Source organism: Blastomonas sp. (assembly GCF_041747255.1).
Classification (GTDB): domain Bacteria; phylum Pseudomonadota; class Alphaproteobacteria; order Sphingomonadales; family Sphingomonadaceae; genus Blastomonas.
The window spans coordinates 1-10,918 of the sequence record NZ_JBGTFM010000150.1 but is presented as its reverse complement, the minus strand read 5'-3'; the positions used below and the strand labels follow the sequence as shown (position 1 = coordinate 10,918).

Sequence of the window (10,918 nt, the reverse complement as noted above, 5' to 3'; positions counted from 1 at the left end):
CCGGGGCGTTGTTCACCGGCTGGCCTGCCGGGGCAGAGTTGGCACTAGCCGGGATCTGCCCTGCCGCCAGCTGCGCCTGACACGCGGCAAGCTGCGCAGGCACGGTCTGAATGCCGAAGACGTCGGTTGCAGGCTGGCCCGCTGCCACGCGATAATTGTCATCCTGATAGCCGACATTGGCATAGAGGTTGAGCCCCTCGACCGGCGCGAAGGTAAATTCCGCCTCGATACCCTTGTTGCGATAATCGGCGAAATTGCGGGTCAGGAAGGTGATGGCACCGGTCGCAGGATTGAGCAGCCCAGCCAGAATCTGCAGATCGCTCACATCCAGCCAGAAGGCGGTGATGTTGGCACGCACTCGCCTGTCGAACAGCTCTGACTTGATGCCAGCCTCGTAGCTCCACACCCGTTCTTCATCGAACGGCAGGAACTGCGCCGGACTGGACGCGCGCGCGTTCCAGCCGCCCGATTTGAAGCCGCGCGTCGCGGATGCAAACAGCAGGACGTCATCATCGGGCTTGACGTTGATCGCAAAGCGCGGCGTCCAGATTTTCACATTCTGGCGGCGCGGGATGAGAACGCCCGAAGGCGCGCGCAAATTGACATCGGACAGACAGGTCGCAGCGACGGTCGCACCGTTGCAGATCGCGCGGTTGTCGGCGACGCTGAAATTCTTGGTCTCATCGGTATAGCGGACACCGGCGGTCAGCTTGATCCAGTCAGTGACATTGAAATCGGCCTGGGCATAGCCGGCATAGGCGCTGGTGGTGTTGCGGATGATGCGATCACCCAGCAGCAGCGCAAAGGTCGGCGAGATCGAGAAGACATCGGCCAGATCGGTGCGGTTGCGCTCGTCAATGTAGAAAAAGCCGGTGACGTAGTCGATCAGGCCATTGCCAAGGCTGCCGTCGAGCTTGATTTCCTGCGTAAACTGCTGGTGCTGGCCATCGTTGAGGATGGTAAAGCCGCCGCGCTCAAAGCCCCGCACCGCAGGGCGCGGTACGCTGACGCTGGGGCCGCCGCGGCCATCGAAAAAGTCGAGCCCAAACTGCTGGGTCAGGCTGACATAGCCGGTGATCAGGCTGAGGGTCGTGTCGGGTGCGATATCAAACGCCAGGTTCGATGTGATGATGTCGGTGACTGCCCTTTGGCCCAGCCCATAGCCTGCCTTGCGACCTGTAATGACCAGCGGTGCAAACGGCGTTGCGGATTGCGGGTTTGTACGAAGCCCGGTGGATGCAAAGCGTCCGCTGCAATCTGTCGGATTGGCGGGGTTGCAATCGAAATTCAGCAGGTTCTCGCCTTCTGACACGATATGCGCATAGCTTGCCCGCCAGCGAGCCCATGGTGCCAGTTCCCCGCGCAGCCCAAGTCGCACACCCCAGCCATCGTCGTCGTTCAGACGCTCACCGGTGGTGATATTCTTCACATAGCCGTCATCGTCCTGCCAGTAGCCCGACAACTTGATCGCAAAGCTGTCTGCAAGCGGGATATCGACCGACCCGCGCACCAGCTTCTTGTCGAAACGGCCATAGCCGACCTCGGCATAGCCGCCGAACTCGTTGCCGGGCTCGGCCATGATGACGTTGATCGCGCCGCCGGTGGTGTTACGCCCGAACAACGTGCCCTGCGGACCGCGCAGCACCTCGACGCGCTGCACATCGAACAGCGCCAGATTATTGGCGTTCTGCCGCGACAGATAGATGTCGTCGACATAGGTGCCGACCGGCGGATCAAAGGTGGCGATCGTTTCAGTCGAGCCCAGCCCGCGCAGGAAATAGGCATTGGCAGAGCCGATGCCGGTGTTGTTCTGCGCGACCAGATTGGGAACATATTGGCCCAGCTGCAGGGTGTTCGAAATCCCCTGATCGCGCAATTGTTCGGCTGTAAAGGTGCTGATGGCGATGGGCACATCCTGCACGCTTTCCTCGCGGCGCTGTGCGGTGACGATGATTTCGGCAAGGCCGCTTTGCTGGCTGGCCTCTTCGGACTCGCCAGATTGCGCCGATTGCTGAGCAAACGCCGGCGTTGCCAGCGCGATGGCGAGCGCCGATGCGCCGACCGTAATCCGTAATGTGATCATGATGAGCTCCCTGATACGCGTGTTTTTCCTAGGTCCGCCTGCCGACATTATTTTCTTGCAATTTGTCCGGACAAATATGCATTGTCAATCGGGTTTGTGAGAATAGATTTCAGGAGGTCGGCATTGGGCTTTGCAGACATTGCGTATCCGACGCTGGTATTCGTCCACCTGTTGCTGTTCGTCCTGTGGCTGGGAGCCGATGTCGGGGTGTTCCTGCTCGGCCAGCATTTTCGCAAGCGACACGCCTACACGCTCGACCAGCGGCTGGTGCTGCTCAAGCTGCTGGTGCTGGTTGACATGACCCCGCGGAGCGCCTGGGCGCTGATGGTGCCGGTGTCGCTAAGCGTATTGCGCGGTGGCGGCTGGTGGGATGTGCCCATCGCGCTGCTCGCCGGGGCATGGGTCATAGGCGGCATCTGGCTGTGGCTGGTGTGGGATGCGCACGCGCATGATCAGACACCGCGCGCGGCCCGCGACCGGCGCTACGAGAACCTCATCAAATATGCATTGACCGCGTTCTATCTGTGGCTGGGCGGCCAGTCGCTGCTGATCGGCGCACCGCTCGGCGCGGGGTGGCTGGCATGGAAGGCGCTGCTGTTTGGGCTGATCTTTGTTGCTGCCATCATGATCGATGTGTCGTTCAAGCCGGTGGGGCCGCAGCTGATTCGCCTGATCAGGGAAGGATCAAGCGATGCGACCGAAATTCCGTTGCGCCGGACCATGGATCGCACCCGGATCTGGGTCATGGCGATCTACGTGCTGCTGGTGGTCACCGCGTGGATGGGTGTGGTGAAGCCGAATTTCTGACGGCATTGCGCCACTAAACATCCACTGTCGTATCCGCGCAACACACAGCGAGAATTTTTGCTCTGCGCATAATTTGTCTGGACAAATTTTGAATGATGGGTTGTTCTGTCAGCAATAATACAAAAAAATGTATTCAAGGTTGGGGGAAGTCATGATCAGATCTTTCAAGGCATCATTGCTGGTTATCACCGCGCTGGCCGGCGTTCCGGCGATCGCGCAGGACGCAGACGGCGCCAGCGACAGCAGCAACACCATCATCGTTACCGCCCGCAAGACATCGGAATCGCTGCAGGAGGCACCAACCTCGGTTTCGGTGGTCACCGCCGAATCGATCGAGCGGCTGAACATCGAATCCTTCGCCGATCTGTCCAAGGCCACCCCGGGTCTGATATTTGACGAGGGCCTCGGCCGCGACAGCAACCGTCCGGTCATTCGCGGCCAGGCCAATATTCTGGGCGATTCGGGGGTCGCATATTTCATCGACGGCATCTATTTCAGCGGCTCGATCGCCGATTATGACGTTGACCAGATGGAGCGCGTTGAGGTGGTCAAGGGTCCGCAAAGCGCGCTCTATGGTCGCAACACCTATTCGGGTGCGATCAACATCATCACCCGCAATCCCAGCGACCGGTTCAGCGGCCGGCTGACCGTCGATATTTCGGAAAATGATCGCTACGAGGTCACCGGGTCGCTCTCCGGGCCGATCGGCGGCGGTTTGTCAGGTGGCATTTTTGGCCGCTATTACGATTTTGGCGGCGAGTTTACCAACCAGTTCGACGGCACCAAGCTGGGCCAGCAGGAAAGCTATTCGGTGTCCGGATTGCTGGCGTATGACAATGGCGGCCCGTTTCGCGCCCGGTTGCGCGGCTATTACGCGCATCTTGAAGATGGCCAGCCCGCGCTGTTTTCAACCCGCACCGCAGACAACAACTGCTTCTTTGATCGCGGCACCTTCTATCGGGGCGCTGGTCGCTATATGTGCGGCACCCTGCAACCCCGCGCGTTGACCACCGATTTTACCCGCCAATTTCGTGACCCTGATCAGGTTGGTCTGAAGGCAGAAACCAATAACGTCAGCCTGAAGATGGAATATGATCTGTCCGATCGGCTGACGATCACCTCGCTGAGCGGCTATAACCGCCGCTATGACCGGCTGGTTACCGACGGCGATTATTCGGATACGAGCTTCCAGACCGCGATCTTTGCGCTCGTGCCTCTCGGCGGCCCTGCCTTTGGTGCCATCGGCACGACAGTGGATTTTTCCTTCGCCGGTCGCTCGATCGCCAAGGATTGGTCGCAGGAAGTGCGCCTCGATTACAAGGGCGACGGCTTTAGCCTGATGGTGGGCGGCTATTATTTCGATCAGTCAGACGACAGCCGCGATATTCGCGAGGTGCCCGCTGATGCGCTGGCCCGCGCCCAGGCCAGCGCCGTTGCCGCACGGCAACGCGCCTGTGCCGCGCAGCCCGGGTGCTTCGTGACGGTCCCCATCGGCCTGACGCCCGCAGTGCCGCAGTCGCGCAACGTCAACAATTTCGACATCCGCAACGTCGCGATTTTCGGATCGGCGACGTTCAACATCACCGACAAGCTGACCCTGTCGGCAGAAGGCCGCTATGCCGAAGAAAAGGTGCAGCAGGAAACGATCACCCGCAACGCCGGGCAACCGACGCCTGCCGCGCTGATCGTCGGGGAAACCTTCAAGCGGTTCGACCCGCGCGTTACGCTGGATTACAAGCTCAGCCGCGACAATCTGCTCTATGCGATCTACGCAACGGGACAAAAGCCGGGCGGCTTCAACGGTCCGGTGGCCATCCTGGCCGGGGTGCCTTCCTTTGATGTCGAAACGGTCGAAAGCTTCGAAATCGGCAGCAAGAACCAGTTCCTGAACGGGATGCTGACCGCAAATGTCGCGCTGTTTTTAAACAATGTGGAGGGCTATCAGCTCACCCAGAATGTCCGTAACGCGGGCAACACCGTGTCGGCGATCAGCAACGCGGGCGATGCTGAAATCAAGGGGCTCGAGTTCGAGCTGCAGATGCGGCCGTCAAACCGCCTGACGCTGACCGCCAACTACGCGATGGCCGATTCGCGCTTCAAGCGCGGCATCGATGAAACGCAGGGCGTGCTCAATGATGTTGCCGATGACGGGCTGGTCAACTGTTCGACCGGGCGGCAGTTTCCCGATGTTGCCGCGTGCACACCGATCTTCGGATCGATCCGTGGCAATGCCATTCCGCGTGCGCCCAAGCATCAGGTGTTTGCCGATATCGATTACCGCGCACCGCTGGGGGGCGACTGGGAGTTCTTTGCCGGATCAAACGTCACGCTGATCTCGAACAGCTGGGCGCAGGTCCACAACCTGTTGGGCACCGGTGATTCAACCGTGGTCGATGCGCGGATCGGCGCGCAGAACGACACGTTCCGCGTGCAGTTTTACGTGCGCAACCTGTTTGATGAGGACGCCGTCACCCAGATCCTGCGCTATGCCGATGGCAACGACAGCCTCAAGCGTAATTTCGTCGGTGCCCCGCGCCCCGGCCGCCGCTTCGGGGTGAACTTTACCGGGCGTTTCTGATGCTGACACCTGTGGAGCCTTGACGACAAGGTCCATAATCAACCCCCGGAAACCGGAAGGCTTCCGGGGGTTTTTTCCTCGTCAATTGGTGTGGAGATCGTTCAATGGCCCGCGGCGGGCGGCTTCGCACCGTCCTTGGCGCGCTGGGCGTCGATCTTCTTCTTGAACACCGTCCAGGTTGTCTCGTTGGGGCGCGTGTCATCCACCGGTGGCGGCGCGGTATAGGTGGGATAGTTCGCAGCGATTTCCTGCTTCATCACCGGCGGCAGTTCATCAAAGCTGGTGAGCTTCACGCCCATGGCGTTGAAAACCATCTGGCCCTGGCGGCTCTCCATCATCATCCATGGCATCCAGTCCGATATCCGCACCCAGGCGACCGTCGGATGGACCGACGCCATTTTGGTGTCAAGCGCCGCTGCGGGCATCGAGAAGTCGAAAATTTCCATGGCGTGATATTTGTTGCCGACATAATCCTGATAATCACCGGCCAGCGGGTTGATGTAATAGAGCGGTGCTTCAAAACCCAACAGCAACATGTCGCCCATCCGCGTGAGGTTGATGCTGTAGGGCTTGCCATCGGCAGTGACCGGAAAGGTCGGGCGCGAATTGACCGGGTCGTTGGCGATGTGCATCACCTCGACGCTTTTGCTGGTCCATGGGTTCTGCCACGTGCGCAGCACTTCGTTGGTCTTGGGGTCGAGATACAGCGTGATCTCGCGGCTCACCATGCGGTATCCGGTGCCGCGTTGCGGATCGGTGACGGTCACGCACTGGCGGATGTTCATCCCTTCCATGTTGAACAGGTGCTTGTCCGGCTCCCCATCGCGGCGGCTGTAGATCTTGCCCGCCCAGCGGTACACGGCGGGCACATTGTCCTTTACGCCGCATTGCGAGCGTTTCATGATCTCGAGCGCATCTTCGGGCTTTGCCGGGTCAAGCGTGCGGGCATAGGCCGGAGCGGCCAGACAGGTGGCGGCCAGACCGGCAGCGAATAGCGTGTCGCGGATGCGCATAATATCGAGTCCCTCCATGTTTATCTCCATTTGCGCTTGACTTTAGATTTGTCCGGACAAATTGTGAAGCCACAAATCGATCCCCGGGGAGCAGTTTCGTCAACCATGTTTACCGCCAGCAGCATCCTGTTTGTGCCCGGATCGCGCAGCGACCGCATCACCAAGGCCTTTCCGAGTGCCGCTGACGTGGTGTGCATCGATCTGGAAGATGCCGTGGCAGCGGCAGACAAGGACACCGCGCGCAGCGCAGTGATCGATGCACTGGCCCGGCTTGACCGGCGCCGCGCCGCGCTACGGATCAACAGCGTGATGACGCGCCATGGCCTCAAAGACCTGATCGCGCTGACCGAGGCAGAGGTTCGTCCCGCGCTGTTGTTCGTGCCGATGGTTGAGAGCGCCGCCGAAATTTCGCAAGTCGCACGGGTGCTGGGGGATAACGCGATCGGCATCATCCCGCTGATCGAAACCGTCGCGGGACTGCGCGTCGCGCACGACATCGCGCGCGCGCCGCAGGTCACCGCGATGATGTTCGGCGGCGGCGATTTTGCCGCACAACTGGGCGTCGATCTGGCGTTCGATCCGCTGCTGGTGGCGCGCGGCCAGTTTGTCATGGCTTGTGCCGATGCGCGCGTGCCCGCGATTGACGTGCCCTTTGTCCAGCTGGACGATGCAGACGGGCTGGCAGATGAATGCCGCAAGGTGCGCGCGCTTGGCTTCGTCGCCAAGGCGGCGATCCATCCATCGCAGGTTGAAGCGATCAACACCGGCTTTGGCGCGGATGATGCGGCGATCAGCGAAGCGCAATCCGCCATTGCCGCCTATGAGGCCGCAGGCTGCATGGCGATCCGCCACAACGGCAAGATGCTTGAAGCCCCCATCGTGGCGCGGATGCGCGCGATGCTCGCCAAAGAGGGCTTGGCCAGCAAAGGGAGCATGGCAGATGCGTGATGGTGTAGCAGAGGTTTCGCCGGGAAGGTTCCGGGAAACATTTGGCCGCTCGTACGAAGATTTTGTCGTCGGTCATATCTATGAGCATCGCCCCGGCCGGACGATCACCGATGCCGACAATGTGTGGTTCACGCTGCTGACGATGAACTCGCACCCGGCGCACTTCGACTACGAATTCGCCAAGAAGACCGAGTTCGGCAAGCCACTGGTGGTCAGCCCGCTGACCATCGCATTGATGACCGGGATGAGCGTGTCCGACACCAGCGGCAAGGCGATCGCCAACCTGGGATGGGACGAAGTGCGGATGGTTCACCCGCTGTTTGTCGGTGACACGCTCTATTGCGAGAGCGAGGTGCTCGAGAAACGCGAAAGCAAGAGCCGGCCCGACCAGGGCATCGTGACGTTCAAGACCGTCGGCAAGAACCAGGACGGCAAGATCGTGAGCCATTACAAGCGCACCGTGCTGGTGTGGAAGCGGGGCTGCGGCCCCGTGGACGATTAGGAGAACCGCCGTGGCGAGTGCGCCCGCATTGATGGCCGACCAGGGCCGCACGATCGACCCCGACGAGGAGGCAGCCTTCCTCGACGCGATCGACCGCTGGCTCGAACGCTCGGTGATCCCGGTTGTGATGCATCACGATCATAATGACCTGTGGCCGGCTAAGCTCGTGGACGAGATGGCCGAGATGGGCCTGTTCGGTGCCACCATCGGGCAGGAATACGGCGGCCTCGGCCTGCCCGCGACGACGTATGCCAAGATCGTCATGCGCATCTCGAGCTACTGGATGGCGATCACCGGCATTTTCAATTCACACCTGATCATGGCGGCCGCTGTTGAACGCTTCGGCACACCCGCGCAAAAGGCCAAGTGGCTGCCCAAGTTCGCCAGTGGCGAGATACGCGGCGGACTCGCGCTGACCGAGCCGAACGCGGGCACCGATCTCCAGGCGATCCGCACCGTCGCGCGGCGTGATGGCGACGATTATGTGATCGACGGCACCAAGACCTGGATTTCCAACGCGCTCAACGGCAGCTGCTTCGCGTTGCTCGTGAAGACCGACGCCGAAGCGAGCCCGCGCTACAAAGGCATGAGCCTGTTCATCGCCGACAAGCGGAACGGCTTCACCACTGGCAAGAAATTCGACAAGCTCGGCTACAAGTGCATCGACAGCGCCGAGCTGATCTTCGACAACTACCGTGTGCCGTCCGACCAGCTAATCGGCGGGGTCGAGGGACAGGGCTTCTTCCAGGCGACCGGCGGGCTCGAGCTCGGGCGGATCAACGTCGCCGCGCGGGGGGTTGGCTTGGCCGAAGGGTCGCTGCGGCTGGCGACCGAATACGCGCAACAGCGCCATACGATGGGCAAGCCGATTGCCGAGCACCAGGCGATCCAGTTGAAGCTCGGCGAGATGGTCACCCGCGCGCGCGCCGCGCGGCTGCTGACGATGGATGCCGCGGAGGCCTATGATCGGGGTGAGCGCTGCGATCTCGAAGCCGGTATGGCCAAGTACTTCGCCTCCGAAGCGGCGGTCGAGAACAGCCAGGAAGCCATGCGCATCTACGGCGGCTACAGCTATTCCAAGGAATACGACATCGAGCGCTACTATCGCGATTCGATGCTGATGTGCATCGGCGAGGGCACCAACGAGATGCAGCGGATCATTATCGCCAAGCAGTGGGTCAAGCGGAACCCCGCGTGAGCGAACTTGCGCTGCCGCTCACCGGCTTCCGTGTGATCAGCGCCGAGCAATACGGCGCGGGCCCCTACGGTACGATGTTCCTCGCCCAGCTCGGGGCCGAGGTGATCAAGATCGAACCGCCGCGGCGCGGTGGCCAAGATGGCGAAGCGACTGGCGGTGGCGACACCGCGCGGGCGGTGGGGCCGCACTTCCTGCGAGCGGACGAAAGCCTCTATTTCCAGGCATTTAACCTCAACAAGAAGTCGCTTACACTCGACCTCAACCTGCCCGAAGGGCAAGAGGTGCTGCATAGGCTGGTGAAGACTTCGCACGGGGCGGTCAACAACCTGCGCGGCGACTTGCCCGCGCGGCTCGGGCTCGATTACGCGGCGCTGGGGGCGATCAATCCGGCGATCGTCTGCGCGCACCTCTCGGCTTATGGCCGCGACAATGCACGGGCGAAGTGGCCGGGTTACGACTATCTGATGCAGGCGGAGGCCGGCTACATGGCGCTCACCGGAGATCCGGCGGGCGAGCCGCAGCGGATGGGTCTGTCGATGGTCGACTTCATCACCGGGACGATCATGGCGACCGGCTTCCTTGCCGCGCTCGTCGACGCGCAGCGCACGGGCAAGGGCCGGGACGTCGACACCGACCTGCTTTCGGCCGCGGTTCACCAGCTCAGCTATCCCGCCCTGTGGTATCTGAACGAGGGCACCGAGACGCGCCGCAACCCCCGCTCGGCGCATCCCGACGCCACCCCGAGCCAAATGGTCCGCGCGGCAGATGGCTGGCTGTTTGTGATGTGCCAGCTACCCAAGTTCTGGGACAAGCTGACTCAGCGGATCGAGCGGCCGGACCTTGCCGCCGACTCGCGTTTTGCCACCAACGCCGACAGGCTAACGCACCGCGACGCCTTGACAGCACTGCTCGACGCGCATTTCGGCCAGGAGCCGGTCGCGTATTGGGTCGAGTTGCTCGCCGGTCATGTCCCGGTCGCTCCGGTTAACGAGTTCGCCCAAGCGCTCGACAATCCTTGGCTTGAGACGATCGGGATGCGTTGCGAAATCAATCATCCTGATAATCCGGAAATGAAGGGTTTGGCCAACCCGCTCAAGCTTGACGGCCAGCGGCTGCCCAACCGCGCTGCCCCGCTGCTAGGAGCAGACAACGACACGATTCTGGGCACGCTCGGCTACTCCGGAAACGATATCGCCCGGCTGCGCGCTGGCGGAGTGGTCTGAGTCATGGGCAAGCTGTCGGGACTTACTGTCGTCGACCTAACGCAGTTCCTGCCGGGACCAATGATGACGCTGATGATGGCCGATCAAGGGGCGCGGGTGATTAAGGTCGAGCCTGCGTCCGGCGATCCGACGCGCAGCCAGGCGCCGTACGAAGAAGGCCACTCGACCTGGTTTGCCAACCTCAATCGCGGCAAGGAAAGCGTCGTGCTCGACCTCAAGAGCGAGGTGGGCAAAGCCCGCTTGGCTTCGTTGGTGCGTCGTGCCGATGTGTTCGTCGAAGGGTTTCGCCCAGGTGTAATGCAACGCCTCGGCTTCGACTGGCCCTCGGTGCGGGCGCTCAACCCGCGCGTGATCTACTGTTCAATCTCCGCGTTCGGGCAGGAGGGTGCCCTGGCGCACCATCCTGCGCACGACATGGCGGTGCAGGCGCTGAGCGGATTTCTGAGCGTCAACGACGGGCCCGACGGAACGCCGGTAGTTCCCGGCGCGCCCGCTGCCGACATGGCCGCGGGGCTGACTGCATTGTCGGCGGTGCTCATGGCGCTGATCGGGCGCGAGCGGACGGG

Annotated in this window: 9 protein-coding genes; 7 read left to right on the top strand and 2 right to left on the bottom strand. The window is 61.7% G+C overall.

All coding sequences use genetic code 11. From position 1 onward, the window contains the following. On the bottom strand, positions 1-2,083 hold a 2,083-nt coding region (locus tag ACEW8G_RS05345; protein ID WP_373487407.1), incomplete at its 3' end, for a TonB-dependent receptor. Between the two features lie 123 nt (positions 2,084-2,206). Here ACEW8G_RS05345 and ACEW8G_RS05340 point away from each other — a divergent pair. Beyond that, entirely contained in the window at positions 2,207-2,890 is a 684-nt protein-coding gene (locus ACEW8G_RS05340; RefSeq protein WP_373487406.1) for a hypothetical protein, read from the top strand. Positions 2,891-3,041: 151 nt separating this feature from the next. Next, complete coding sequence (locus ACEW8G_RS05335; RefSeq protein ID WP_373487405.1) at positions 3,042-5,468, top strand: TonB-dependent receptor; 2,427 nt, start codon at positions 3,042-3,044, stop codon at positions 5,466-5,468. A 101-nt stretch (positions 5,469-5,569) separates the two neighbouring features. On the opposite strand, the gene ACEW8G_RS05330 is transcribed toward ACEW8G_RS05335, so the two are convergent. Then, positions 5,570-6,499: a DUF1838 family protein gene (locus tag ACEW8G_RS05330; RefSeq protein ID WP_373487404.1), complete on the bottom strand. Its 930-nt coding sequence runs from the start codon at positions 6,497-6,499 to the stop codon at positions 5,570-5,572. A gap of 87 nt (positions 6,500-6,586) precedes the next feature. Here ACEW8G_RS05330 and ACEW8G_RS05325 point away from each other — a divergent pair, with 87 nt between their 5' ends. The 5 genes from ACEW8G_RS05325 to ACEW8G_RS05305 form a co-directional block, all read left to right on the top strand. Further along, positions 6,587-7,429, top strand: coding sequence for a CoA ester lyase (locus tag ACEW8G_RS05325; RefSeq protein ID WP_373487403.1), 843 nt, complete (start codon positions 6,587-6,589; stop codon positions 7,427-7,429). Further along, positions 7,422-7,931 carry a MaoC family dehydratase gene (locus ACEW8G_RS05320; protein WP_373487402.1) on the top strand — a complete coding sequence of 170 codons (510 nt, stop codon included), beginning with the start codon at positions 7,422-7,424 and terminating at the stop codon, positions 7,929-7,931. The genes ACEW8G_RS05325 and ACEW8G_RS05320 overlap by 8 nt, the downstream gene beginning before the upstream one ends. Positions 7,932-7,941: 10 nt before the next feature. Next, a complete protein-coding gene (locus ACEW8G_RS05315) occupies positions 7,942-9,129 on the top strand; it encodes an acyl-CoA dehydrogenase family protein (RefSeq protein ID WP_373487401.1) in 1,188 nt (395 codons plus the stop codon). Next, complete coding sequence (locus tag ACEW8G_RS05310; protein WP_373487400.1) at positions 9,126-10,352, top strand: CaiB/BaiF CoA transferase family protein; 1,227 nt, start codon at positions 9,126-9,128, stop codon at positions 10,350-10,352. Before ACEW8G_RS05315 ends, ACEW8G_RS05310 begins: the two co-directional genes overlap by 4 nt. A gap of 3 nt (positions 10,353-10,355) precedes the next feature. Continuing rightward, on the top strand, positions 10,356-10,918 hold a 563-nt coding region (locus ACEW8G_RS05305), incomplete at its 3' end, for a CaiB/BaiF CoA transferase family protein (RefSeq protein WP_373487399.1).